Origin of the sequence: Pseudomonas sp. S30_BP2TU TE3576, assembly GCF_050436025.1 — a bacterium.
Lineage (GTDB): Bacteria > Pseudomonadota > Gammaproteobacteria > Pseudomonadales > Pseudomonadaceae > Aquipseudomonas.
Genome location: NZ_JBNDLK010000001.1, coordinates 5,930,104 through 5,955,105, shown reverse-complemented (window position 1 = coordinate 5,955,105; position 25,002 = coordinate 5,930,104). Strand labels below are relative to the sequence as shown.

Below are 25,002 nucleotides of genomic sequence, written 5' to 3'. Positions count from 1 at the left end.
AATCTTGCGCGACGCACACGCGCCTCAATCGCCCCGGAGCCTCGCCGGTATGGAACTACATGTTGTCATCAACGGTCGCAAGGACCTGGCCGGCCAGCTGTACAACCAACTGCGCAGCGCCATCGAGTCCGGTCGCCTGGCCGCCGGGACGCAACTGCCGCCCAGCCGTTTGCTCGCCGAACAATTGGGTATTTCGCGCAAGACCATATCCGATACCTACGCTCAGCTGACCTACGAAAACTTCCTCACCGGAGTGGTCGGCAAAGGCACCTACGTCAACGCACGCACGTCAAAGGTGCAGCGTAAACAGAGCCATTGCGAGCTCGCCGGTTTCGAGGTGATCGAATCCTGGCGCAACCTGCCGGTGTTTCTGCGTCACCCGACCCTGGAAGGCTCACTGCGCTACGACTTCATCGGTGGTGCGACCAGCAAGGGCCAGTTTCCCCAGGATGACTGGCGGCGCTGCACCTCCCATGCACTGCGCCAGATGGCCGGCTCCAAGGGCTTCTACAGCGTGCCCGAGGGCCTGCCGGCCTTGCGCAACGCCATTGCGCGGCACATCGCGTTCTCCCGCGGGGTCAACTGCCAGGATGAGGATGTGGTGGTGTGCAACGGCGCGCAGCAGGCGCTGGACCTGATCGCCCGGGTGCTGATAAGTCCGGGCAGCCTGGCCGCCATGGAGGATCCCGGCTATCCGCCGGCGCGCCTGCTGTTCGGCACCCATGGCGCCACGGTGATTGGCGTGCCAGTGGACGCCGAAGGCATCGTGGTGGACAAAATCCCGCGCGGCACGCGCCTGATCTACGTCACCCCTTCGCACCAGTTCCCGCTGGGCATGCCGATGAGCCAGGCGCGCCGGGTGGCACTGCTGGCCAAGGCCCACGAGTTGGGCGCGATCATCATCGAGGACGACTACGACAGCGAGTTCCGCTACGAGGGCCGTCCCACCGACTCCCTGCAAAGCATGGATGAACGCGGGGTCGTCGCGTACGTCGGGACTTTTTCCAAAACCCTGCTGCCCGAACTGCGCCTGGGCTATGCGATTTTGCCACCGGCGATCCTTGAGGCCGTGGTACGCGCCAAGCAGCTCACCGACCTGCACACCTCGACCCTGCCGCAATGGGCGCTGGCCAAGTTCATCGCCGAAGGCTGCCTGCTCAAGCACATTCGGCGCTGCCATACGATCTATGCCGGCCGCCGTGAGCGGATCCTGGCGCGCATGGCCGGCGACCTCTCGCCCTGGCTGGAGGCCGTGCCGACCACTGCCGGCTTCCACATGGCGGTGATGTGCAAAGTGCCGCTGGATATTCCATTAGTGATCGAACTGGCGAAAAAAGTCGAAGTCGGGCTCTATGCCATCGACAGCTTTTTCTATCAGGAAACGCCAAGGGCCGGTCTTTGGTTCGGTTTTGGCGCCATCGAAACCCTCGACATCGACATCGCCCTGGACCGTTTGCGCGACATCCTGCAACAAGTGGCCTGACGGATTGGCCTGCGTCTTTATCCGGCAATTGGCTATTGGCGGTCCCGGGGTGCAGGCCTATCCTGCATAGGCGTTATCCCTCAATGAGCAGGATTCGTCCGGCCTGATTCAGGAGTGTGAGCAATGTCCTATGAAGTGATCAATACCGTACAGGTACAGGCCGCCGCCGGCCGCTCGGATGAACTGGGCAAGCAACTGCAGAAGATTGTCGAAACCCTGCGTGAATTGCCCGGCTGCGAATCCTATATGGTCGACCGCTGTCCCGAGGACACCAATCGCTGGACCGTCAGCGCCCGCTGGCAATCAGAAGCGGCCATGCGATCACATTTCAACTGCCCCGAAGTTCAGGGCTTCATCAGCCTGATCGATAGCCAACTGGCCAATGCAGTGGACTTCAACAGTTTTCCGATCGTTTAACCAATACCTGTGGCGAGGGAGCTTGCTCCCTCGCCACAATTCATTCTCCATTGCCCCGGAATCTTCTGTAATTGGTCCCCTCGCCTTCCCGAATATTGGCTGTTTAACCTCTACTGCTTGCGCACTACTGTTGTTTACGACAACTAACCCACCGCAGGTAAACAACCATGAACGTATTGCGCTTTTGTGCTGCGCCCCTTGCTGCCCTGGCCCTGATGGTCTGCGCATCGGCTTTTGCCCATGACCCTTCGGAAAAGGTCACCATCCTGCAAGACGAGATGTTGAAAAACGTCCCCGGTAAAAAAGCGCTGATGATCGAAGTCGATTACGAGCCCGGACAGTCCTCCATCGCCCACAAGCACGAAGGTACCGCCATGGCTTATGTCCTTTCGGGAGAGATCATTTCCCAAGTCAAAGGCGAGGCGGCGAAAACCTACAAGGCCGGTGAGTTCTGGTATGAGCCGGCGGGGTCGGAACACATGGTGTCGAAAAATGCCAGCGCGACCCAACCGGCCAAGTTGCTGGTGTTCATGGTATTGGCCCCCGACGAGAAAGTGTTGATCCCACTGGAACACTGATGGCTGAACGTACAGCTATAAATAAAAAGGCTCGAATCGCGAATTCGGGCCTTTTAATTTCCTCACGCAATTAACCGAAAGCTTTTAAACCAAACAAAACTATTGGTCGCCGGACAAGGGTGGATATTGGCTATTTAAATAAATCATCCAGGGTTTAGTCTTGAGTCACCGCCGGTACAACACCGGCAACTTTAACTTTCGACTGAAGTTGATTCACTGGAGAAACACCATGAAACTTGTGCTTGCCAGTACGTTGACCATGGCCGTTGTTTTAACCGGTTGCTCGATCCCCACCGCGCCGACAGCGGTTTCTTCACTGAACGGTATCTTTTCCGAACCGGTAGGCCGCAGCGGTGCCACCCGTATTGCCAACGGCAGCCATGTCTCGCTGGGCATCGTCTACAGCCAGAATACTCAGACCAACCGCGCCTACCTTCGGGATTACCAGGCCAACGCCGGCACGGGTTTCGGTCAGAGTCTGCTGGTGCAGCCGATTCATGACGCCTACGTAGCCACTTCCAGGCCAGACCTGGCCGTGGATTGGGTCAAGGCCTCCCTGCAACGGCAATTCGGCTCGGTTACGGTGTATCCGGACATGCAGAGCCTCAGGGCGGCGAAACCGGATGTGATGGCGCTGGTCGACACCCGCAGTCAACTGATAACGTCGCGCAGTTCGGATATACAGGCGGATGTCAGTGCGGATTTCTATGACAAAAATTTCAATTACATCGGTACTGCGAAAGGTCACGATGCTAAAGCGCTTAGTCCAGTCTGGGCGGACTATAAACGTAGTGAAGATATAGTTGCGGACATTAACGAACAACAGAACGTGCAAGTCCGGGCGCTGCAAAGGTTTGACCAGTCGCTCAGCAATTTACTGACCAGCCCGACAAGTAATGTCTCGATGAAGACAGAAAAAACTTCAGTCTTCAAGTAATTAATGGGTGCTTATACCCCCATCGTGGGCAAGCCCGCTCCCACAGTTGATTTGGTGTACATGGTTGGTGCGTACGACACAAATCACTGTGGGAGCGGGCTTGCCCGCGAAGGCGTCAGACCAGTCACCGCAAACACAAACTCAAAAAGGCACCGTGTTCACGGGACTTTTCGTGTACTCAAGCCACTTTCCTCTGTAGCGACACTTGGTTGTAGTAGCTGATCAGATCCACCGTTTGTGCACCGGCCATGGCTGTCTGAACCTGAGCCGAGGACATGCCGTACTGGAGGTTGGCGTTGTTGACCTGCAAATCCAGCTGCAACGAGCCCGCTTGCGCATAGGAGTCGTTCCATTCACTGATGGCTTCATTGACGTCATTGAGTACTGCAGAGAAGTTGCTCGCGCCGGCGTCAGATATGGCGGTCCGGATGTCGGTTACCGCTGCGTTGACATCATTTTCAAGCGTTTGCCACTCAGCTAAAACCGCTTGGAGGCTCGTCTCAATGGCCACCGACTGAGCAGCCATATCGGCAAAATTGTGCGCCAGCACATGCAATGTTGCGACATCGGCTGTGATGCCTTGGATGGTGGCAAGGGTTGCGGTAATCGTCGCCTTGTCAGCCTCGATTTGCTTGGCGTCCAACGCAATGTAGGTACTGGCAACCGCAATGGCCGGGCCGAGCATAAACCAAACAACCGCACCAACAGGCCATAGGGCGATCGTCGCCACAACACCCAACGTCAAGGCCACACCGTCAGCAATACCGAGCGCAATAATGGCTGCAGTGAGGCTCTTTATATCCGCCTTGAGCTGATCGATTTGAGCATTGAGCGTGTCGATCTGGGCTTGGTCAGCATTGGCATCGACCGTCGATTTGTCAGCGATGCTTTGAAGCTGAGCGGCCATATCAGGCAACGTATCACTCGACTTTTGCAAGGCGCTGATGGCCCCACTGATGAAAGAAGTCACCAACCCCAGCTGGCCAGTGAGCGTGGTCAGATCCTGATTGAGTGTCGCCAAAGCGACCTGATTAGTGGGTTGAGTGACGAGAGTCTGGCTCTGATTTTTAGCATCTTGAAGAACCTGACTGATCACTGCGTTATAGCCAATGACATCCTGCGGAACATTGAGCAAGCGGGCCATCACAGTATTAACCCAATTCAAGGCATCGCCATTAGCCGCTTCAAAAGCACTAACGAACGCCGGCCAGTCTGGCGGCACCTGGTTGAGGGTGGGCAGGCTTGATCCCAGGACGCTGGTCATTACGGTGTTAACCGCAACCACATTCTGTTTGTAGTCAGACTGCACTTGGGCGAGAGAAACAGAGTTTTTGCGGATTGCATGAGCGAGAGACAGCATGATGTATTGCTCCATTTGATTGCTGCGGGTGGGTGATCCATCAACTGCAACCAAGAGTAGCGATACCAAAATTTGGCATAGGAATAATTGGATTTATCGATAAGAACCAAAGGAAATGAAGTCGAAAAGCTAGACGCCGGTGTCTCGTCCAAACACAAAAAAAACCCCGCATCTCTCAATGCGGGGCTTTTTCATTCAACGCCTGATCAGGCCGCCGGTTCCAGCTCGGCGGCGACAGTGGTGGCAGGCGCTACCGCTTGACCGCTCAATGCCAGGTCCAGCAGCTCGCGGTTGGCCACCGCGTACATGGCGTAGTCCGTGCCGCTGGCGGCACGGATTTCCACCAGCATGACGCGCCAGCGCTCGATCATGCTTTCGTTCTGCGCCATCCACAGGGAGAGCCGTGTTTCCACGTCCTGGGTGCCGTCGCCCTGTTGCAGGACCGAGATGGTGATCGCACGTTGCTGCCAGTCGACGTCATCGCGGAACGCTTCACGGGCCAGGGCCTGCCAGTTGTTTTCAACCGGCAGAGCGCTGATCTGTTGCAGATACCAGGTGATGTCCAGTGCGCTGCCCACGGCGAAGTAGGCCTTGGCCACGTCCGCAGGGTCCTGGCCGGTCACGTCGGAGGCCTCGATGATCGGCAGCAGGGTGTACAGGTGCGAAGTGCCAGCCACCATGCGCGCCAGCAACTCCGGCACACCGGCTGCGACGTACGCCTGATAGCGAGCCTGCCAGTTCTCGCGGATCTCGCCACTGAGCAGTTCGTCGAGCTTGAGGCCCAACTCCTTCAGATGCGGACCGAAGTGCGCGACGTCACGGGCAGCGTTCTGCTCGTTGCGACGGGCACGCAGGAACCAGCGCGTGGCGCGACGGCCCAGGCGCATCAGCTCGTCCATCAGCTCCAGTTGAACGTCGGCGGAAACCTGGTAATCGAGGTTTTCGATCTGACGGAACCAGTGCGGGAGATGGAAAATGTCACGCACGATCACGTAGGCGCCGGCCACGTTCGCCGGGCTCATGCCGGTCGACTCTTTGAGTCGTTGAACGAAGGTGATGCCCATGTGGTTGACCAGATCGTTGGCGATCTGGGTGCTGACGATTTCACGCTTCAGACGGTGACGGCGCATGGCCGCGGAGAACTTGCTCACCAGCGTTGGCGGGAAAGCGGTTTCCATGTCGCGGGTCAGGTAGTCGTCGTCCGGCACCAGGGAGCCCAGCAACTGCTCCTTGAGGTCGATCTTGCTGTAGGAGATCAGCACCGACAGCTCGGCACGGGTCAGGCCATGACCTGCCGCTACACGCTCGTTGATGGCTTCTTCGGCCGGCAGGAACTCGATGGCGCGATCCAGCTTGCCGCGGCCTTCCAGATCGTTCATCAGGCGCTTGTATTCGGCAATCCGCGGCAAGGCGCGACGGGCTGCCAGGGACAGGGCCTGAGTCTGCTTGTAGTTGTTGCCCAGCACCAGACCACCGACTTCGTCGGTCATGCTCGCCAGCAACTGGTTACGTTGCTTGTCGGTCATGTCGCCGGCGTGAACCACTTCGTTCAGCAGGATCTTGATGTTCACTTCGTGGTCGGAGCAGTCCACGCCACCGGCGTTGTCGATGAAGTCGGTGTTGGAGCCGCCGCCATTGAGGCCGAACTCGACTCGACCCAGCTGGGTCATGCCGAGGTTACCGCCCTCGCCCACCACTTTGCAGCGCAGTTCGTTGCCGTTCACACGCAGTGCATCGTTGGCCTTGTCGCCGACATCGGCGTGGCTTTCGCTGCTGGCTTTGACGTAGGTACCGATACCGCCGTTCCACAACAGATCCACCGGCGCCTTGAGCAAGGCATTCAGCAGTTCGGTCGGGGTCAGCTTGTCGGCCTGGATGTCGAAGCGCTCTTGCATCTGCGGGGAAATCGCGATGCTCTTCGCGCTGCGCGAGAAGATCCCGCCGCCTTCGGACATGATGCTGGTGTCGTAATCCGACCACGCCGAACGCGGCAGGTCGAACAGGCGCTGACGCTCGGCGAAGCTCGACGCCGGCTCAGGGTTCGGATCGATGAAGATGTGCAGGTGGTTGAAGGCTGCGACCAGTTGCAGCTTGTCAGACATCAACAAGCCGTTACCGAACACGTCACCGGCCATGTCGCCGACGCCCACAACGGTGATGCTGTCTTCCTGGACATTGATGCCGCGCTCGCGGAAGTGGCGTTGTACGCCGACCCACGCGCCCTTGGCAGTGATACCCATTTTCTTGTGGTCGTAACCGGCCGAACCACCGGACGCAAACGCGTCACCCAGCCAGAAGCCGTAGTCGATGGCAATGCCGTTGGCGATGTCGGAGAAGGTTGCAGTGCCCTTGTCCGCCGCCACTACCAGGTACGGGTCATCGTCGTCATGACGCACGACATTGGCCGGCGGTACCAGTGCACCGTCTTTCAGGTTGTCGGTGATGTCCAGCAGGCCGGAAATGAAGATGCGGTAGCAAGCGATGCCCTCGGCCGCGATCTCGTCACGGCTGCCGCCCAGTGGCAGGCGACGCGGCAGGAAGCCGCCCTTCGCACCCACCGGCACGATCACCGAGTTCTTCACTTGCTGGGCTTTTACCAGGCCCAGGACTTCGGTACGGAAGTCTTCTTCACGGTCGGACCAGCGCAGACCGCCACGAGCAACGTTGCCGAAGCGCAGGTGCACGCCTTCGACGCGTGGCGAGTAAACGAAGATTTCGAACTTCGGTACCGGCTTCGGCAGCTCGGGAATCAAGTGCGGGTTGAACTTGAAGCTGAAGTACGACTTGTTATGGCCGTTGGCATCGGTCTGGTAGAAGTTGGTGCGCAGGGTGGCCTTGATCAGGTCCAGGTAGCGACGCAGGATGCGGTCTTCGTTCAGTACCTGGACGTCGTCCAGGGCGCTGAGAATCGCGTGTTCCAGGCGTTGCTGCTTATCTCCCAGATCGTCGCCGGTCAGCTTGCGCGCCAGGTAGAAACGGGTCTTGAACAACCGGGTCAACTCGCGAGCGATGTCGGCGTGGTTATTCAGGGTGCTGGCGATGTAGCCCAGGTCGAAGCCCAGACGAATCTGCTTCATGTAGCGGGCGTAGGCGCGCAGCAGCGCCACGTCGCGCCATGGCAGGCCGGCGGTCAGTACCAGACGGTTGAACCCATCGTTCTCGGCATCGCCACTCACGATGTGGACGAATGCGTCCTGCAGCGTGTCGTTAAGCTGCTGGATGTCGAGTTCCATGCCTTCGGCGGCGGTGAACGCGAAGTCATGAATCCAGAATTCGCGACCATTGCTGTGACGCAGGTGATACGGGAACTCGCCCAGCACGCGCAGACCGAGGTTTTCCAGGATCGGCAGGACGTCGGACAGTGCCAGCGGAGTATCGGCGTGGTACAGCTTGCAATGCAGCTGGCGCTGACCGGCGAGCTGGCCCAGCGGCTGATAGAAGCTCATCACCAGCGGGTTTTTGTCGCTCAGGCTCAACAGATGCTGCATGTCGACCACAGCGGAATGCGCGGCGAAACGCTCGCGGTAACCAGCCGGGAAGCCTTTCGGGAAATCGGCCAGCACGTTGGTGCCCTGGGCTTCACCGAAGCTCTCGACGGTCAGTGCGGCGTAGTCGTCCTGCCAGCTGCGGCAGGCCTGCACCACTTCTTTTTCCAGCAGCAGCGGGTCGATGTCGAGGCGGTTTTTCGGGTCGACGCGCAGGATCAGCTGCACGCGGGCCAGCACGGACTCGGAGAAGAAGGTCCAGAACTCGCAGTCGGTCGCTTTCAGGCGATCCATCAGCACTTGCTGGATCTTCTGGCGCACTTCGGTGGAGTAGATGTCACGCGGCACGTAGGCCAGGCAGTAGCAGAAACGGCCGTACGGGTCTTTGCGCAGGAATACGCGAATCTTGTTGCGTTCCTGGATCTGCACGATCGACATCACGGTGCTGAACAACTCGTCCACTGGCGTCTGGAACAGATCGTCGCGTGGCAGCACTTCGAGCACTTGCGCCAGTTCCTTGCCCAGGTGAGCCTTGGCCTGGAAGCCGGAACGGCGTTCGATTTCCTCGACCTTGCGGCGGATGTACGGGATCACCCGCACGCTCTCGCCATACACCGACGAGGTGTACAGGCCCATGAAACGGCATTCCTTGATGACCTTGCCGTTGGCGTCAACTTCACGGATCGACACGAAATCCGGGTAAGCCGGACGGTGGACACGGCTTGGGTGCGAAGCCTTGGCGAACGACAGCAGGGTCGGTTCGCGCAGGTAGTTCACGGCGTAGTCTTCGATGCGCAGGTCATCGTAGGTCAGGCCGGCACGCAGTAGCTTGGTCAGACCGAGGAAGGAGTCTTTGTCGTAGACGATATGGCCGCCATCGGCCTCATCACTGACCACGAACTCTTCGTAGCCGAGGAAGGTGAAGTGGTTGCCCACCAGCCATTCCAGGAAACTCTTGATTTCGTTCTTCTCGTCGGCGTCGACGGCGAACTGGCTGTTGTCCAGCTTGGTCAGGATGTCCTGGACTTTGGCCTTCATCGGCTCGAAATCGCCGACGGCAACACGAACTTCACCAAGCACCTGCTCCAGCTCTTTGCTCAGGACATTGAGCTCGGCGGTGTTGGCGCAACGGTCGATTTCCAGGTACATCAGCGACTCTTGCTGAATGTCGTCGCCCAGGGTGCCTTTCGGCAGGATTTCCAACAGTTCGCCCTTGCTGCCACGACGCACACTCAGCACGGTGGTTTGCAGGGTATGGATGCTGTAGCCGCGGCGGTTCAGCTCGGTACGCACCGAGTCCACCAGGAATGGCAGGTCGTGGTGCAGCACTTCGACCGCAGTGTGGGTCGACTGCCAGCCGTGGCGTTCGTAATCGGGGTTGAAGACGCGCACTTGCGGTTGCGCGTGATCGAAGCGCTCAAGCAGGCGCCACGCAGAAAGGGTGCAGCCAGCGAGGTCGGACAACCGACGCTGGGTCAGCTCGTCAAGGGAAATGATGCCGAAGAATTGTTCAGAGAACAGCGCCACTTGTGGCAGTGCCTGTTCACTGATGTGCTGCGCCAGTGCCGCTTGCAGTTGGTGCTGGAAGTCGGCTTTGCTGGCTGCGGTGAAGAACGCCATCTGTGGTACTCCGCTTGGGCTTGTTATTGATGGAAGCGTCGCGTGCAAAACCCCTTTCGGGGCTACCCGTCATCCTGTTCCTGATTCTCGGGCAGAGGAAACAGGGTGACAGGTGGGTGAAGCTGGACGAGACACTCAGGTCACATTCACCTTCCGTGAATGGGCATCTGCAAAAACGACTGGGCTGCGTGCAGCGCAATGTCTTTACGGGTGCTCATCCGTTGCGCAGCTTAACGAGTGCGGCAAGGCCCATGCTTGCGATGCTGCGACATATTCGGTCAACGGTACGCAGCTCAAGGCATACGCATCGAACAACACTAGCATTCGCACGGAAAAATGACGGTTTTCCGTCCGGTTTTACGGGACATGCGTACCAGAAATGACCAGTAACACTCTGCCGGTCCACAACCCGCTCATTGACACTCGGACGAGCAGAAATGTGCGCGGGCTGGCAGAATCGCCCTTTGTTGCGTTTACCGCGCTCGTCGAGCCAGGAATTTCCCATGAAAATGAACACCGCCCTCTTGATCGTCAACCCTTGCGACGACGAAGAAGACAACATGGCCATGCTCTGCTGCCACAGCGACCAGGGCGAAATGTTCCTGATGAGCCGCTATCCCGATGAAGACGAGCTGGAAATCACCCTTGACGGCGAACCCTCGACCCTCGACGGCGTGAAAGTCACGCTCGGCCCCTCCCTGTTGAAGATAGAAATTGCGGCGGCAGATGCCGATGCGCTCAATGGCGATGATGTGCTGGAAATCACCTTTGATGCCGATATGACGGATCTGGCCGAAGTGGAAGAAACCTTGCAGAACATTCTCAAGGGCACCGGGACTTATATCAGCGAGCTCTGAGGATCAGCGCGCCTGCTGACGCCTTCGCGAGCAAGCCCGCTCCCACATTTGATCGCATTCTTACTGCAAGAACGTGGTCGACTGTGGGAGCGGGCTTGCTCGCGAAGGCGCCCGAAAGAACACCTCCAGCCTGTAACCTGTAGAAAGTTCCTACAACGATTGCCAACCAATTCCTGCACTTTGCACAAAATGCCGTTAGTCGCCGCCCCCCGCGATGGATTAAAGTAACGCCCCCAGCCCTGGCGCATTTTCGAACGTCCTCGGCCACCCTTTTGCAGGAACAGTCATCGATGGAACATCGTGAAGCGCTGCTCGCGCTGCGAACCTTTCTTTCAACGCAGATTCTCGGCCAGGAAAAACTCATCGAGCGCTTGCTCATCGCCCTGCTTGCCGATGGCCACATGCTGGTCGAAGGCGCCCCTGGCCTGGCCAAGACCAAGGCCATCAAAGAACTTGCCGAAGGCATCGAGGCTCAGTTCCACCGCATCCAGTTCACCCCTGACCTGTTGCCGGCCGACATTACCGGTACGGAAATCTACCGCCCGGAAACCGGCAGCTTCGTGTTCCAGCAAGGCCCGATCTTCCACAACCTGGTGCTGGCGGACGAAATCAACCGCGCCCCGGCCAAGGTTCAGTCAGCCTTGCTCGAAGCCATGGGTGAGCGACAAGTCAGTGTCGGGCGCAGCACCTATGAGCTGTCGCCGCTGTTCCTGGTGATGGCCACGCAAAACCCCATCGAGCAGGAAGGTACCTATCCGCTGCCAGAAGCCCAACTTGACCGGTTCCTAATGCACGTGAAAATCGGCTTTCCCGATGCCGCTGTTGAGCGCCGGATTCTGCAGCAAGCCCGTGGAGAGGCCCTGAACGGCGAAGCGAAGCCAGAGCGGCGGGTGACTCAACAGACGATTTTTGTCGCACGCAAGGAGATCCTGGGTTTGTACATGGCCGACGCCGTGGAGGAATACCTGGTGCAACTGGTCATGGCCACCCGCACCCCGGCCAAGTTCGACCCGGAAATGGCCGAGTGGATCGCCTATGGCGCCAGCCCTCGCGGCTCGATCGCCCTGGACCGCTGCGCCCGTGCCCACGCCTGGCTGGCCGGACGCGACTTCGTCAGCCCGGAAGACATCCAGGCCGTGCTGTTCGACGTGTTGCGCCATCGCATCATCCTTTCCTTTGAAGCCGAAGCCGCTGGCATCGATCAGGACCGGGTGGTCCAGCGGATTCTCGACGTCGTAGCCGTCGCTTGACCCCGATGAACGCCAGCCAGCCGCCCGAGCCGGGCATTCGTGTCAGCCTCGCCGACCTGATCGAGATGCGCCATCGCGTGCGCGAAGTGCAGCTGTTTTCCACACCGAGCCAGCGCAGCCCGCTGATCGGCCTGCACCATTCCAAACTGCGCGGACGTGGCGTGGACTTCGATCAGGTGCGGGTCTATCAGGCCGGCGACGATGTGCGCACCATTGACTGGCGCGTGACCGCGCGTACCCAGGAACCCCACACCAAGCTGTTCCACGAAGAACGTGAGCGGCCGATTTTCATCATGGTCGAACAAAGCCGCCGGCTGTTTTTCGGCTCTGGCCTGATGTTCAAGTCGGTGCTCGCCGCCCAGGCCGCGAGCCTGATCGGTTGGGCTGCCCTGGGTCACAACGACCGGGTTGGCGGCCTGGTGTATGGCGACAATGTGCATTACGAAATCAAGCCCCGGCGCAGCAAGCAAAGCCTGTTGCAATTGCTCAACCGGCTGGTGCGGGTCAACCAGTCGCTGAGCACCGAAGGCGAGCCGGACCGCGACGCCTTTGGCATTGCCTTGCGCCGCGCGCGGGAAGTGTCTCGTCCGGGCAGCCTGGTGATCGTGATTTGTGATGAACGCGCGCTGTCGGAAAGCGCCGAGCAACAGCTGAGCCTGTTATCGCGTCATTGCGACCTGCTGCTGCTGCCGGTGTCCGATCCGCTGGATCATGCCCTGCCCGCCGCCGGCCTTTTACGTTTCGCCGAACGCGGTGCGCAACTGGAGCTCGACACGCTGAATTTCGACCTGCGCCAGACTTATCGGGCCCAGGCCGAATTGCGCATCGCTCGCTGGGAGCTGCTCGCACAGAAACTACGGGTGCTGATGATGCCTCTGAGCACTCAGAGCGAGATGGTCGAGCAATTGCGCGAATACCTGAACCCACAGAAACCGGGGAAAGGTCGATGAGCAGCCTTGATCAACTGCAACCGCTGATATCCCCGCCACCGGTGGAATTCTGGCCTCCGGCACCGGGTTGGTGGCTGCTGATTTTATTGGTGCCACTGATCGGCCTGGGCCTGTGGAAACTGCGTCGCTTTATACCGGCCAAGCGCCCCGTGGTACGAGCCGAACAGCCACTTGACCCGGTGCGCCTTGCCGCCCTGGCAGAGCTGGCACTGATGCCCAAACCCTACGACGGTGCGCCAGCCGGTGCCTGGCTGCAGCAACTCAACGGTTTGCTCAAACGCCTGTGCCGCAACCACTACCCCTACAGCCAGAGCCACACCCTCAACGGCCGCAAATGGCTGGCGTTCCTCGACAACCGCTGCCCGGCGGCCGGCCTGACCCGCTGGATGGTGCTGGTCGAAGGCGCGTACAAACCCGAATGCAAACTCGACGACAAGGCCATTGCCGGCCTGACCCAAGCCGTTGAAACGTGGATTCGCAAACATGTTTGAGTTCGCCTGGCCGTGGATTTTTGCCCTTTTGCCACTGCCGTGGCTGATGCGCATTGTATTGCCGGTGGCTGACAGCGGTGAACCGGCACTCAAGGTCAGCTTTCTCAGCGATCTCGAAGGCCTCGCCGGGCGTCGCGCCCGGGCGAACCTGCCGGCATGGCGCCAGCAGGCACCGTTCATGCTGCTATGGCTGTTGCTGCTGATCGCGGCGGCGCGCCCGCAGTGGCTCGGCGAACCCTTGCCGATTGCCGCCAGCGGCCGCGATCTGCTGGTGGCGGTGGACGTTTCCGGCTCCATGGATTTCCCTGACATGCAATGGCAGGACGAAGAGGTGAGCCGGCTGTCGTTGGTCCAGCATCTGCTCGGCGATTTCCTCGAACGCCGCGAAGGTGACCGCGTCGGCCTGATCCTGTTTGGCAGCCGGGCCTATCTGCAGGCGCCGCTGACATTCGACCGGCACACCGTACGCGTCTGGCTCGACGAAGCGCGCATTGGCATTGCCGGCAAAAATACCGCCATCGGCGATGCTATCGGTTTGGCCCTCAAACGCCTACGCTTACGGCCGGCTACCAGCCGTGTGCTGATACTGGTGACCGACGGCGCCAACAATGCGGGTGAAATCGGCCCACTCACCGCTGCGCGGCTGGCGGCCAAAGAAGGCGTGAAAATCTACCCGATCGGTATCGGTGCCGATCCGGAGCAAAGTGGCACGGTCGGCTTTCTCGGCGTCAATCCGAGCCTGGACCTTGACGAACCTTCCCTCAAGGCAATCGCCGAGGTCACTGGTGGCCAGTACTTCCGTGCTCGCGACGGCAAGGAACTGCAGGCAATCAAGGACACCCTTGACCAATTGGAACCCGTGGCCCAGCAACCCACCCAGGCCCGCCCGGCTCAAGCGTTGTATCACTGGCCACTGGCCCTGGCGCTGTGGTTGAGCATACTGCTGGTGGCCCCCGTACTCTGGCCAGACAACCCGCTGCATCGCCTGTTTACCAAGGATCTGTTTTTGCAAACCCAACTGCTGCCTGACTGGCGCCAGCGTCTCAAACGCCTGCGTCTGCGGAGGCGTCGATGAGTATGTTGTGGCCTTACTGGTTCCGCCCTTGGTGGCTACTGTTGCTGCCGGTGCTTGGCTGGTTGCTCTGGCAACTGTGGCACCGCGAGCAACGCGCCGGGCGCTGGCAAATGATTCTGCCTCCGGCCTTTCACGCAGCACTGCTCAGCGGTGGCAGTGGACGTAACAGTAAACTGCCCTGGATCGCCCTCGGCCTCGCGTGGCTGTTGACCGTGCTCGCCCTGCTTGGGCCGGGCTGGCAGCGTGTCGAACAGTCCAGTCAAAAGCCTGCCGATCCGCTGGTGGTGATTCTCGAGCTGACCCCGGAAATGCTCGCCACCGACGTCACGCCCAACCGACTCGAACAGGCACGACGCAAGTTGCTTGATCTGCTGCAGATTCGCAGCGACGCGCAAACCGCCATTGTCGTCTACGCCGGCAGTGCCCACACGCTGGTACCGCTGTCGGATGACCTTTCCACCAGCCGCAATCTGTTGGATGCGCTAAAACCGTCGTTGATGCCAGAGGCCGGGCATCGTGCCGATCTGGCGGTACGCAAGGCCCTGGCGCTGCTCGAACAGGCAGCTCTGGGCGATGGCCGGATTCTGCTGATTGGTTCGTCCCTGACCGAACAAGAGCGGCTGGGCATCCGTCACGCGCTGGACGGCAAATCGACCCGGTTCCTGATGCTCGGTATCGGCACCGCCGAAGGCTCGCCCATCACCCAGGAGGACGGCAGTTTCCTCAAGGATGAACAAGGCGCCATTCTCGTACCGCGCCTCGACGAGCCTGGCTTGAAAAGCTTTGCCAACGACCTGGATGGACGCTATCGCCAAGCGCGCCTGGACGATAGCGACCTGCACGCCCTTGGCCTGCTCGACGGTCCACGCAACTTGCGCAACGATGGTCAGACCTTGCGCCTGGACACCTGGGCCGATCAAGGCTACTGGCTGTTGCTCCCGCTGTTGTTGCTCGCGGCCTGCGCGGGACGTCGCGGTTGGCTGCTCTGCCTGCCGCTGCTATTGGCACTGCCTCAACCGAGCTACGCCTTCGATCTTGTAGACGTGTGGCTGCGTCCTGATCAACAAGGCGCGCATTTACTCAAACAGAAGCGCCCGGCCGAAGCCGCCAGGCGTTTCGACGACCATCAGTGGCAAGGCGTGGCGCTTTATGAGGCCGGTGACTACGCGGGCGCCGCCGAGCGTTTCGCTGAAGGCAACAGTGCCCACGCCCACTACAATCGAGGCAATGCCCTGGCCAAAAGCGGTGAGCTGGAGGCAGCCCTGGACGCTTACGAACAGGCACTGGAACGTCAACCGGATTTGCGTCCGGCGCTGACCAACAAGGCGCTGGTGGAAGAGTTGCTCAAGCAGAAAAACAGCTCGACCGCTGTGCAACCGGACAAATCCGCGAGTGACGAACTCCAGCCCAAGGAACAACAGACGCCGCCCGGCGCCACGTCGCAGCCTTCGGACAGTGGCGAGCCGCAAGCGCAAGAACCGCACACCAGCGCCGACACCGAGCAATCGCCAACGTCGCCGCCCAAACCCGGAACCAACGAAGTGCCAGGCAGCGAGTTGGGTGACGAACAACACACCACGCCGCCCTTGCGCCCGGCCACCGACAGTATCGAAGGTGAACAGCGCCAGGCACTGGAACAGTGGCTGCGGCAGATCCCGGATGACCCCAGTGAACTGCTCAGGCGCAAATTCTGGTACGAACAGCAACAACATCAGGATCAGGAAGAAACTCGATGACCCGCTTCACCGTTTTATTGCTCGCACTGCTGCATGGCCTGTTGTTCTGCACTTTTCAGGCACAGGCAGCGGAGCTGGCCGCCAGTGTTGATCGCAGTCGCCTGAGCTCAGGCGAGACTGTCGAGCTGACCCTGGAATCCACCGATGTAACGCAGTTCGGCAAACCCGACCTGGCGCCGCTGGAGCCGCTGTTCGAAGTGCGCGGCACACGCCAGGTCAACCAGTTGAACACCCTCAGCGGCGAAAACCGGGCCACCACCCGCTGGATCGTCACCCTCCTGCCCCGGCAAAACGGCAGCGTGGTAATTCCGTCACTGCAACTGGGCGAACTGCAGAGCCAGCCGATCACCCTACAAGTGGTCGAAAGCGATACGCCAGACAACCCGAACAAACGGGCCCCGGTGTTCATTGATGCCAGCCTCGATCAAACCAGCGTCTACGTACAGGCCCAGGCGATCCTGACCCTGCGCATCTACCATTCGGTGTCGCTGTACGACGACAGCAGCCTGCCGCCCTTGCAGATACCTGATGCGCGCATTGAACAATTGGGTGACTCACGCACCTACGAAAAAGACATCGATGGCCAGCGCCACGGCGTGATCGAAATGCGCTATGCGATCTACCCGCAACACAGTGGCGAACTGATCATTCCGGCACAGGTCTTCAACGCCGCACTGGTCGATGCGCAACCGTCACAGGACGCGGCCCAAGTGCCGAAATCCGGCAAGCAGATGCCCGTCACCTCGACCGAACTGTTATTGACGGTCAAGGCCAAACCCATCACCTATCCCGCCGACGCGCCCTGGTTGCCTGCCCGCAGCCTGAGCCTGAGCGAAAGCTGGAGCCCAGAGCCGGATCACACACAGGTCGGCGATTCGCTGACCCGCAGCCTGACAGTGACGGCCGAAGGCTTGTCCAGCACCCAACTGCCACCGCTGCCCGGCACCGATGTCGGCGGCCTGCGCCGCTACCCGGATCAACCGGTGCTCGGCAACCAGAACAGCGAACGCGGCCTGGTCGGCAGTCGTGAAGACCGGGAAGCATTGGTGCCGACACGCACCGGCGCCATCGAGTTGCCCACCGTTGACGTAGTCTGGTGGAACACCTTCGAAGACCATCTGGAACACAGCAGCCTGCCGGCGCGCACGCTGCACGTGGCGGCCAACCCAAATCTGGTGGTCGACACCCAGGCCGGCGCCTCAGCGGTCGATGCCGGTGTCGACAACGGAGCACTCTGGCGCTGGAAGCTCAGCACCCTGATTCTGGCCTGCACCACCCTGCTCGGCTTCGGCCTCTGGTGGCGTGGCCGCTGGCAACCGGCGGTGGCGCGTACCGCTCAAACCGGCCCGAGCCCGCGCACCGTACTCGACGACCTCAAGCGCGCCTGCCAGGCCAACGACTCCCACGCCACCCGCCAGGCCCTCGATGCCTGGGCCCGGCAACAACCGGAAACCCTGGCCGACATGGCCGCCCGCTTCGTACCCCTGTCCGACGCCCTCGACGGCCTGAACGGCGCGCTGTACAGCGAAACCGGCCAGTACTGGCAAGGTGACGAGTTGTGGCGGGCGATCAAGGCGATCCCGATGGCCGAACGGGTCCAGGATCCGGTCGGTGACAGTGGGTTGCCGCCGCTTTATCCCAAATAACTCACCCTTGAGACAAAGAGCACAACCTGTGGGAGCGAGCTTGCTCGCGAATGCGGTGTGTCAGACACATCATTGTTGAATGGGCTAACGCTTTCGCGAGCAAGCTCGCTCCCACAGTTAATCGGGTATTGCCTTAAGATCGGGGCGGCCACAGGTTGAGTGCCTGACCACCTCGGGAGCGTTTGCCAGTAAACTCCCTTTCCTTTCGCCGCCTTCATTTTTCACGCGGCCATTACCTATTTTGTAGCGGAGTTCGCCTTGCGCTTGTTTCACACCTCCGACTGGCACCTGGGGCAAAACCTGCACGGCCAGGATCGCGATTTCGAACATGGCTGTTTTCTTGACTGGCTGTTGCGCCAGCTGAAGCTGGATCAGCCGGATGTGCTGTTGATCGCCGGCGATATCTTCGACACGGTCAACCCGCCGGTCAAAGCCCAGGAGCGTCTCTACGACTTCATCGTCAGCGCCCACGAGCAGCAGCCGTCGCTGACCATCGTGATGATTGCCGGCAACCACGATTCCGGCTCGCGAATCGAATTGCCCGCGCCATTGATGCGGCGCTTGCGCACCCACGCGCTCGGCCGTGTGCTGTGGCTCGACGACGGTCAACTGGACGCCCAGCGCCTGTTGCTGCCCTTGCCGGATGCCAGTGGCGAAGTCGCCGCCTGGTGCCTGGCACTGCCATTTCTGCGGCCAGCGGAAGTCACTGGCGCACACTTGGGCGACAACTATCTGCGCGGGATCGGCCAGGTGCACGAGTGGCTGATCGAAGCGGCCAACACCAAGCGACAGCCGGGGCAGGCACTGATCGCCATCAGCCACGCGCACATGGCCGGCGGCTCGGTGTCGGAAGACTCCGAGCGCAGCCTGATCATCGGCAATGCCGAGGCCCTGCCGGCCAGCCTGTTCGGGCCGAGCATCAGCTACGTGGCCCTGGGCCACCTGCACAAGCCGCAGAAGGTCAACGGCGAGGAGCGCATTCGCTACAGCGGCTCGCCGATTCCGCTGTCGTTCTCCGAGATCAGCTATCAGCACCAGATTCTGCACATCCATCTCGACGGCGAAACCCTGGTCAGCGTCGAGCCGAAACTGATTCCCCGCGCAGTCAACCTGCAACGCATCGGCCCTGCACCCTTGAGCGAGATCCTGCTGCAACTGGCGGATCTGCCGAACATCGACCTGTTGGCCGACATTCAGCGACAGCCATGGCTGGAAGTACGCGTACGCCTGGATGAACCGCAGCCCGACCTGCGCAATCAAGTGGAAACCGCCCTGCAAGGCAAGGCCGTGCGCCTGGTGCGCATTGCCGCTGAATACGCCGGGAACGGCAGCCGTGACGGCGTCGAGGATGGCAACGCGTTGATCGAACTGGATCAGCTCACGCCCCAGGAACTGTTCAGCCGCACCTGGCAGGACAACTACGGCAGCGAGGTCGACGAGCAGACCCTCAAGGACTTTGCCGAGCTGTTGCAAGACGTGCAGATGGAGAGCGAACAACCATGAAGATTCTCGCAATCCGCCTGAAAAACCTCGCCTCCCTGGCCGGGCCGTTTGAAATCGACTTCACCGCCGAACCCCTGGCCAGTGCCGGACTGTTCGCCATCACCGGCCCTACCGGCGCTGGCAAAAGTACCCTGCTCGACGCTTTGTGCCTGGCGCTGTTTGGCGCCGTACCTCGCCTGAACAACACCGGCCGCGACGCGAAAGTGCCGGACGCCGACGGCGAAATCGCTACCGGCGACCCGCGCACCCTGCTGCGTCGCGGCACGGGTGAAGGCTATGCAGAAGTGGATTTCGTCGGCGTCGATGGCCGCCGCTATCGCGCACGCTGGGAAGCCAATCGCGCCCGGGAAAAGGCCGGTGGCAAACTGCAAGCCAGCCGCCAGAGCCTGCGTGACATCGATCAGGATCAATTGCTGGCCAGCCAGAAAGGCGAATACAAAACTCAACTCGAAGCCGCGCTGGGCTTGAACTTCGAACAATTCACCCGCGCCGTGCTGCTGGCGCAAAGCGAGTTCAGCGCGTTCCTCAAGGCTGATGACAACGACCGCAGCGAACTGCTGGAAAAACTCACCGACACGGCGCTCTACACCCGCCTCGGTCGTCGGGCCTTCGACAAGACCAAGGAGGCTCGCGAGGCGCACAAGCTGCTGCAGGATCAGGCCAGCGGAGTGACGCCGCTGTCGCCCGAAGCCCGTGCGGAACTGGATCTGCGCTTCAACGAAGCGCAGCAGCAACTCAAGACCCAACAGGCACAACTCAAACAGCTTGAACTGCAAGACACCTGGCTCAAGGACTTGCATCGATTGCAGGACGAGCATCTGGCCGCCAGCGAACAACTGCAATCGGCGCAGACCCACTGGGAAGCCTTGGCCAGTGAGCGCTTGAAGTTAACGCGTCTCGAACAGCTTGCCCCGCAACGACATCAGTTCGCCCGTAAAGCCGAGGTCGATGCACTGCTGACACCGTTGGCGGCGCAAATTGCCTTGCATACGCAGCAACATGGCGAACTCGGCGAGCGCCAGACGCACCTTGAGCAACAGCTCAGCGCCGCCCGGATCACCTTGAGCGAAACACAACAGCGGCAAGCCGACAGCACGCCGTTGCTGCGTCAGGCCTTCGAAGCGCAAAGCACCCTCGCCCGCCTGGCCAAGGACACAGCCCTCAGCGCCGAAACCAAGCAACAGGCGGAACAGGCCTGCACCCAGGGCCAGAGCACGATTCAGACCTTGCTTGATCAACAGGCTCGTGGCGCCGGGCAGTTGCAGCGCATCGCCACCGAACTGGAGCAAAGCACTCACCTGGCACCGTTAAGCGAGGCCTGGAATGCCTACCGCGATCGCCTGCAGCAGTTGATGTTGATCGGCAATCGACTGAATCAGGGGCAGACCGAACTGGCCAGCCTCGAACAAAACGCCGCGACTACCGATCAACTGCTCACCGCGCAGAAGCAGCAACTTGAGGTGCTGTTCAAGGAGGCCGGTGCCGAACCGGATGCCGTCGCCGAACAGATCGGCATTCTGGGCAGCCTGTTGCAGGACAACCGCAAACAACTGCGCGCCATCGAAGACCTGGCGCGCTTGTGGGCCAGTCAGCAGGAACTGGACAAGCGCGGCACCGAGCTGCAACAGCGCCAGTTCACCGCACAGCAGGAACGTGAACGCCTGACCCAGGACGGGGTAAAGACCAAGGCTGAACTGAGTGTTGCCGAGCAAACCCTCAACGTCACCCGCGAACTGCTGGAGCGTCAGCGTCTGGCGCGCAGTGCCAGTGTCGAAGAGCTGCGCGCACAGTTGCAGGATGACCAGCCATGCCCGGTCTGCGGCAGCAACGAGCATCCGTATCATCAGCCTGAAGCGCTGCTGCAAAGCCTCGGCCGCTTCGATGAAAGCGAACAGGCCAGCGCCCAGAAGGCCGTCGACCTGCTCAAGGAAAAACTCACTGACTTGCGCGCCGAAGTCGGTGGATTGATCGCCCAGCAAAAGGAACTGCTGCAACAGCAGGAACAACTGGCGACCCAGCAGCAAGCCCTCGCCCCAAGCCTGGAAGGTCATCCGCTGGCGACCCAACTGCTGAATCAGGATGCCGCCAAACGCGACGCCTGGCTCAACCAGCAAAACAGTCAGCTCAACCAGAGCATCAGCCAGGACGAGCAACGGCAGAGTGCACTGCTTACCCTGCAACAGGATGCGGCACGCCTGACCCAGCAACTGCGCCATGCCGAAACCGCGCACCAGCAGGCAGCCCAGCACCTGAGCAATCAACAGCGTGAACTGGGCAACGATCGCCAGCGTCTGGACGAAGAACTCAAAGCATTCGCCAGCCTGCTGCCAGACGAGACCCTGCAAGCGCTGCGCGTCGAGCCGGCCGCGACCTTCCTGCAGCTCGACCGGCAAATTGCCGAGCGCCTGGCACAACTCGATCAACAAAAGGAAGAACTGGCCGAACAGCAACAGCGCCAGCAAAACCTGGAGAAGGAGCAGGATCGCCAGCACAGCCGCGTGCAGCAATTGCATGCCGCCGAACAACAGTTCACCAGGCTGGCCGAACAGCAACAGGCAAGCCAGCACACACTCGGGCAATTACTCGGCGAACACACCAGCGCCGAGCATTGGCAGCAGCAACTGGAACAGGCCGTGGAACAGGCGCGCAGCGCCGAAACCGGCACCGCGCAGGCGCTGCAAAGCGTCCTTACGCAGTCAGTGCAAATCGCCGCCGAGCTCAAGGCCCAGCAAGAGCGCTTGCACGCACTGGAAGGCGAAGAGCATGAACTCGCCGGCAAAATCGGCGATTGGCGCGCCCGCCACCCTGAACTGGATGACGGCGGTCTCGAAGACCTGTTGCGGGTTGACGACACTCAGGTCAGTGAACTGCGCCAGCGCTTGCAGCACAGCGAAAAGGCCATCGAACAAGCCAGCGTCCTAGTGCGAGAGCGCGACAAACGCCTGCTCGATCATCAAGCGCAACACAACGGCAACCTCGACGCCGGGCAATTGGCCGCCGCACTGGTCGATCTGCAAAACCTTGCCGCCACCAGCGAGCAACGCTGCGCCGAACTGCGCGCCGAGCAGGCCGAGGACCAGCGCCGACAGAACGCCAATCAGGCCCTGGCGCAACAGATCGCCGAGGCCTACAGCGAATACCAGCGTTGGGCACGGCTCAATGCGCTGATTGGCTCAGCCACCGGCGACACCTTCCGCAAGATCGCCCAGGCCTACAACCTCGACCTGCTGGTGCACCATGCCAACGTGCAATTGCGCCAACTGGTACGACGCTATCGCCTCAAGCGCGGCGGCAGCATGCTCGGGTTGCTGGTGATGGACACCGAAATGGGTGACGAACTGCGCTCGGTGCATTCGCTGTCCGGTGGCGAGACATTCCTGGTATCGCTGGCGTTGGCCCTCGGTTTGGCGTCGATGGCGTCGAGCACGCTGAAAATCGAATCGCTGTTCATCGACGAAGGCTTCGGCAGCCTCGATCCGGAGTCCTTGCAACTGGCCATGGACGCGCTCGACGGCCTGCAAGCCCAGGGCCGCAAGGTCGCGGTGATTTCCCACGTACAGGAAATGCATGAACGGATTCCGGTGCAGATTCAGGTCCAGCGCCAGGGCAACGGCCTGAGCACCCTGGAGGTGAAATGAACACGCTGTATTCCTTCCGCCGCTGCCCGTACGCCATGCGCGCACGCATGGCCCTGCGTTATTCGGGAGTGGCCGTGGACATCGTCGAAGTCAGCCTGAAGGCCAAGCCCGCCGAAATGCTCGCGCTGTCGGGCAAAGGCACGGTGCCGGTACTGAGTGCCGATGGCCGGGTGATCGACGAAAGCCTCGACATCATGCGCTGGGCCCTGGCGCAGAACGATCCGCAAGACTGGTTGCTCAAGGACAATCCTGCCGCAGCGGCGCAAATCGCCAGCCTGATCGAACAGAACGATCAGGTGTTCAAGGTGCACTTGAATCGCTACAAGTACGCCGAGCGTTATCCCGAGCAGCCGATGGCGGTTTATCGCGCCGAAGGCGAAGTGTTTTTGCAAAGGCTGGATGAGTTGCTGGAGGATCGCGACTACTTGCTGGCCGACCATCCAAGCCTGGCCGACGTGGCGCTGATGCCCTTCGTGCGGCAGTTCGCCCACGTCGACCGCGAATGGTTTGCACAGACACCGTATCGGCGGTTGCAGGATTGGTTGCAGCGGTTTCTGGAGTCGGAACTGTTTACTGGCGTAATGAAAAAGTAAACGCGGCCCCTGTGGCGAGGGGGCTTGCCCCCGTTGGGTTGCGAAGCAGCCCCAAGCTTTTTCTGGTCATCCGGATTTGCGGCCGCTTCGCGACCGAACGGGGGCAAGCCCCCTCGCCACAGGCAAGCCCCCTCGCCACAAAAGCCCTTCATCGACAGCAGGGCTCACGCCAACACCTCACACATCCCAATCACCGAGCAATCGACCTGGAACGGCCCGAAAACCACCCCTTCAGTCCTGATCGGCGGATTGCCGGCCAACATCCCCTGGGCCTTGGCGTTTTCGATGTTGCGGGCGATGTTGTGATTGGCTTCGATGGCCCGTGCCACCGAACCCGCCGAGCCCTGCCCGATCCCCAACAAGGAGGATCCGTTGGTCATGAACGCCAGGAAGGCGATGACCCAAAGTCTGTGCCCTTTCATGCGCCGGCGACTCCTGCGAGTTCAGCCTGATCAACGCTCGCGTTTTGCGCACGGTGTTCAAACTGGATGCCGGGATGAGCGACCTGGATCGGTGCTTCAAAGGTGTATTGCGACTGGGCGCAAAGGCTGACCACCAGCACCAGGGCAAGGTAAAGACCGATCGCCACATAGGCGCCGTGCTTGGCAGAAGTGAGAATTGCGCTGGCCATGATGTTCTCCGCAGGCATGTTTCAATGCCCACAGAATCGATCAAAAAAGCCTGGCTAACCACTCAGGGTTATCCATAGTGACCATCAACTTCATTGATCATTAAGCCAGACTATTTCAGTCTTCAATAAAACTTATCAAGCGTTCGCGGGCTGCATCCGGTTCACCCGGAACAGGGTCGGCCGCTGACAAAATGGGGGTGGAATAGAGGAAAAGAAGAACCAATGCCAGACGCGTCACCATGCTGCCGATCCTTGCCGTGAGGAGGAGTCAAAAAATCAGCGTCAATTTAAACGTATGGCTATGTGATATCAAGCGCGACATTGATGGCAAAATGATACTGTCGCAAATGCGTTATGCAGGAGCGACATCACTCTGATCGTTTTCGACACTTGGCTTTGAACACCACGGCCTTCGATCATCAGTGACTTCGCTCCTGCATAAAGGCAGGGATGAACGTTCAGGCCTGGGTTTTGTGATCCAGCGCGGCGTAGAAGTTGGCGCTCTGTTGCAGGTATTTCTGGGTGTAGCTCTGGGTGTGGGCTTTTTTGTCGCTGATTTCAACGTTGGCACTGGCTGGCAGCGCAACGGTGGCAGAAATGGCGGAAGCGGCGATGACAGAAAAGATGTTGAAGTTCATGGCGGTATTCCTCGGATTCAGTTGGCTTGCTTGCCCGGTGGGGCCGTGAAGCAAACTTAACCCTCGAGGGTTCATGCCTTGAAATGCTTTGTAGCATTACCGAATATCAGCGTC

At 60.3% G+C, this 25,002-nt stretch carries 20 protein-coding genes; 14 read left to right on the top strand and 6 right to left on the bottom strand.

The genetic code is table 11. From position 1 onward, the window contains the following. Positions 1 to 49: 49 nt before the first annotated feature. From ABIA48_RS27210 to ABIA48_RS27195, 4 genes are all read left to right on the top strand, one after another. On the top strand, positions 50 to 1,483 hold the full coding sequence (locus ABIA48_RS27210; RefSeq protein WP_429492675.1) for a PLP-dependent aminotransferase family protein: 1,434 nt from the start codon (positions 50 to 52) through the stop codon (positions 1,481 to 1,483). Positions 1,484 to 1,606: 123 nt separating this feature from the next. After that, on the top strand, positions 1,607 to 1,900 hold the full coding sequence (locus tag ABIA48_RS27205) for an antibiotic biosynthesis monooxygenase family protein (RefSeq protein ID WP_204929019.1): 294 nt from the start codon (positions 1,607 to 1,609) through the stop codon (positions 1,898 to 1,900). A 167-nt stretch (positions 1,901 to 2,067) separates the two neighbouring features. After that, entirely contained in the window at positions 2,068 to 2,478 is a 411-nt protein-coding gene (locus ABIA48_RS27200; protein WP_310063243.1) for a cupin domain-containing protein, read from the top strand. 229 nt (positions 2,479 to 2,707) lie between these two features. Further along, positions 2,708 to 3,415, top strand: a complete 708-nt coding sequence (locus tag ABIA48_RS27195) for an ATPase (protein ID WP_429492672.1) — start codon at positions 2,708 to 2,710, stop codon at positions 3,413 to 3,415. Between the two features lie 178 nt (positions 3,416 to 3,593). On the opposite strand, the gene ABIA48_RS27190 is transcribed toward ABIA48_RS27195, so the two are convergent. Beyond that, positions 3,594 to 4,775, bottom strand: coding sequence for a hypothetical protein (locus tag ABIA48_RS27190; protein WP_429492670.1), 1,182 nt, complete (start codon positions 4,773 to 4,775; stop codon positions 3,594 to 3,596). A gap of 206 nt (positions 4,776 to 4,981) precedes the next feature. Then, positions 4,982 to 9,880 carry an NAD-glutamate dehydrogenase gene (locus ABIA48_RS27185; RefSeq protein WP_429492669.1) on the bottom strand — a complete coding sequence of 1,633 codons (4,899 nt, stop codon included), beginning with the start codon at positions 9,878 to 9,880 and terminating at the stop codon, positions 4,982 to 4,984. A 503-nt stretch (positions 9,881 to 10,383) separates the two neighbouring features. Here ABIA48_RS27185 and ABIA48_RS27180 point away from each other — a divergent pair. From ABIA48_RS27180 to ABIA48_RS27135, 10 genes are all read left to right on the top strand, one after another. Then, on the top strand, positions 10,384 to 10,737 hold the full coding sequence (locus ABIA48_RS27180) for a hypothetical protein (protein ID WP_429492667.1): 354 nt from the start codon (positions 10,384 to 10,386) through the stop codon (positions 10,735 to 10,737). A 290-nt stretch (positions 10,738 to 11,027) separates the two neighbouring features. Then, complete coding sequence (locus ABIA48_RS27175) at positions 11,028 to 11,987, top strand: AAA family ATPase (RefSeq protein ID WP_007987019.1); 960 nt, start codon at positions 11,028 to 11,030, stop codon at positions 11,985 to 11,987. A gap of 5 nt (positions 11,988 to 11,992) precedes the next feature. Further along, positions 11,993 to 12,937, top strand: a complete 945-nt coding sequence (locus ABIA48_RS27170; protein WP_007987018.1) for a DUF58 domain-containing protein — start codon at positions 11,993 to 11,995, stop codon at positions 12,935 to 12,937. Next, positions 12,934 to 13,428 carry a DUF4381 domain-containing protein gene (locus tag ABIA48_RS27165; RefSeq protein ID WP_277537539.1) on the top strand — a complete coding sequence of 165 codons (495 nt, stop codon included), beginning with the start codon at positions 12,934 to 12,936 and terminating at the stop codon, positions 13,426 to 13,428. Before ABIA48_RS27170 ends, ABIA48_RS27165 begins: the two co-directional genes overlap by 4 nt. Continuing rightward, a complete protein-coding gene (locus tag ABIA48_RS27160; protein WP_429492664.1) occupies positions 13,421 to 14,503 on the top strand; it encodes a vWA domain-containing protein in 1,083 nt (360 codons plus the stop codon). Before ABIA48_RS27165 ends, ABIA48_RS27160 begins: the two co-directional genes overlap by 8 nt. Beyond that, entirely contained in the window at positions 14,500 to 16,239 is a 1,740-nt protein-coding gene (locus ABIA48_RS27155) for a VWA domain-containing protein (RefSeq protein ID WP_429492662.1), read from the top strand. Before ABIA48_RS27160 ends, ABIA48_RS27155 begins: the two co-directional genes overlap by 4 nt. Next, positions 16,236 to 17,885, top strand: coding sequence for a BatD family protein (locus ABIA48_RS27150; RefSeq protein WP_429492660.1), 1,650 nt, complete (start codon positions 16,236 to 16,238; stop codon positions 17,883 to 17,885). The genes ABIA48_RS27155 and ABIA48_RS27150 overlap by 4 nt, the downstream gene beginning before the upstream one ends. Positions 17,886 to 18,143: 258 nt before the next feature. Further along, a complete protein-coding gene (locus tag ABIA48_RS27145) occupies positions 18,144 to 19,388 on the top strand; it encodes an exonuclease SbcCD subunit D C-terminal domain-containing protein (RefSeq protein ID WP_429492658.1) in 1,245 nt (414 codons plus the stop codon). After that, the gene (locus tag ABIA48_RS27140; protein ID WP_429492656.1) at positions 19,385 to 23,026 is read left to right on the top strand and encodes an AAA family ATPase; all 3,642 of its coding nucleotides are present in this window, start codon (positions 19,385 to 19,387) and stop codon (positions 23,024 to 23,026) included. Before ABIA48_RS27145 ends, ABIA48_RS27140 begins: the two co-directional genes overlap by 4 nt. Continuing rightward, positions 23,023 to 23,619 (top strand): glutathione S-transferase, encoded by a 597-nt coding sequence (locus tag ABIA48_RS27135; RefSeq protein ID WP_429492654.1) that lies wholly within the window; start codon positions 23,023 to 23,025, stop codon positions 23,617 to 23,619. Before ABIA48_RS27140 ends, ABIA48_RS27135 begins: the two co-directional genes overlap by 4 nt. Before the next feature lie 164 nt (positions 23,620 to 23,783). Here ABIA48_RS27135 and ABIA48_RS27130 read toward each other — a convergent pair whose 3' ends face one another. From ABIA48_RS27130 to ABIA48_RS27115, 4 genes are all read right to left on the bottom strand, one after another. Beyond that, positions 23,784 to 24,041, bottom strand: a complete 258-nt coding sequence (locus ABIA48_RS27130; RefSeq protein WP_116261248.1) for a hypothetical protein — start codon at positions 24,039 to 24,041, stop codon at positions 23,784 to 23,786. Next, entirely contained in the window at positions 24,038 to 24,250 is a 213-nt protein-coding gene (locus ABIA48_RS27125; RefSeq protein ID WP_429492652.1) for a hypothetical protein, read from the bottom strand. The genes ABIA48_RS27130 and ABIA48_RS27125 overlap by 4 nt, the downstream gene beginning before the upstream one ends. 115 nt (positions 24,251 to 24,365) lie before the next feature. Continuing rightward, positions 24,366 to 24,491: a hypothetical protein gene (locus ABIA48_RS27120; RefSeq protein ID WP_007987003.1), complete on the bottom strand. Its 126-nt coding sequence runs from the start codon at positions 24,489 to 24,491 to the stop codon at positions 24,366 to 24,368. Between the two features lie 217 nt (positions 24,492 to 24,708). Continuing rightward, a complete protein-coding gene (locus ABIA48_RS27115; RefSeq protein WP_007979950.1) occupies positions 24,709 to 24,888 on the bottom strand; it encodes a hypothetical protein in 180 nt (59 codons plus the stop codon). Positions 24,889 to 25,002 lie beyond the last annotated feature (114 nt).

What these genes read in the sequence shown, in the direction of transcription:
- ABIA48_RS27210 (WP_429492675.1), top strand. Translation starts at nt 50, where the DNA reads ATGGAACTACATGTTGTCATCAACGGTCGCAAGGACCTGGCCGGCCAG.
- ABIA48_RS27205 (WP_204929019.1), top strand. Translation starts at nt 1,607, where the DNA reads ATGTCCTATGAAGTGATCAATACCGTACAGGTACAGGCCGCCGCCGGC.
- ABIA48_RS27200 (WP_310063243.1), top strand. Translation starts at nt 2,068, where the DNA reads ATGAACGTATTGCGCTTTTGTGCTGCGCCCCTTGCTGCCCTGGCCCTG.
- ABIA48_RS27195 (WP_429492672.1), top strand. Translation starts at nt 2,708, where the DNA reads ATGAAACTTGTGCTTGCCAGTACGTTGACCATGGCCGTTGTTTTAACC.
- ABIA48_RS27190 (WP_429492670.1), bottom strand. Translation starts at nt 4,775, where the DNA reads ATGCTGTCTCTCGCTCATGCAATCCGCAAAAACTCTGTTTCTCTCGCC.
- ABIA48_RS27185 (WP_429492669.1), bottom strand. Translation starts at nt 9,880, where the DNA reads ATGGCGTTCTTCACCGCAGCCAGCAAAGCCGACTTCCAGCACCAACTG.
- ABIA48_RS27180 (WP_429492667.1), top strand. Translation starts at nt 10,384, where the DNA reads ATGAAAATGAACACCGCCCTCTTGATCGTCAACCCTTGCGACGACGAA.
- ABIA48_RS27175 (WP_007987019.1), top strand. Translation starts at nt 11,028, where the DNA reads ATGGAACATCGTGAAGCGCTGCTCGCGCTGCGAACCTTTCTTTCAACG.
- ABIA48_RS27170 (WP_007987018.1), top strand. Translation starts at nt 11,993, where the DNA reads ATGAACGCCAGCCAGCCGCCCGAGCCGGGCATTCGTGTCAGCCTCGCC.
- ABIA48_RS27165 (WP_277537539.1), top strand. Translation starts at nt 12,934, where the DNA reads ATGAGCAGCCTTGATCAACTGCAACCGCTGATATCCCCGCCACCGGTG.
- ABIA48_RS27160 (WP_429492664.1), top strand. Translation starts at nt 13,421, where the DNA reads ATGTTTGAGTTCGCCTGGCCGTGGATTTTTGCCCTTTTGCCACTGCCG.
- ABIA48_RS27155 (WP_429492662.1), top strand. Translation starts at nt 14,500, where the DNA reads ATGAGTATGTTGTGGCCTTACTGGTTCCGCCCTTGGTGGCTACTGTTG.
- ABIA48_RS27150 (WP_429492660.1), top strand. Translation starts at nt 16,236, where the DNA reads ATGACCCGCTTCACCGTTTTATTGCTCGCACTGCTGCATGGCCTGTTG.
- ABIA48_RS27140 (WP_429492656.1), top strand. Translation starts at nt 19,385, where the DNA reads ATGAAGATTCTCGCAATCCGCCTGAAAAACCTCGCCTCCCTGGCCGGG.
- ABIA48_RS27135 (WP_429492654.1), top strand. Translation starts at nt 23,023, where the DNA reads ATGAACACGCTGTATTCCTTCCGCCGCTGCCCGTACGCCATGCGCGCA.
- ABIA48_RS27130 (WP_116261248.1), bottom strand. Translation starts at nt 24,041, where the DNA reads ATGAAAGGGCACAGACTTTGGGTCATCGCCTTCCTGGCGTTCATGACC.
- ABIA48_RS27125 (WP_429492652.1), bottom strand. Translation starts at nt 24,250, where the DNA reads ATGGCCAGCGCAATTCTCACTTCTGCCAAGCACGGCGCCTATGTGGCG.
- ABIA48_RS27120 (WP_007987003.1), bottom strand. Translation starts at nt 24,491, where the DNA reads ATGGTGACGCGTCTGGCATTGGTTCTTCTTTTCCTCTATTCCACCCCC.
- ABIA48_RS27115 (WP_007979950.1), bottom strand. Translation starts at nt 24,888, where the DNA reads ATGAACTTCAACATCTTTTCTGTCATCGCCGCTTCCGCCATTTCTGCC.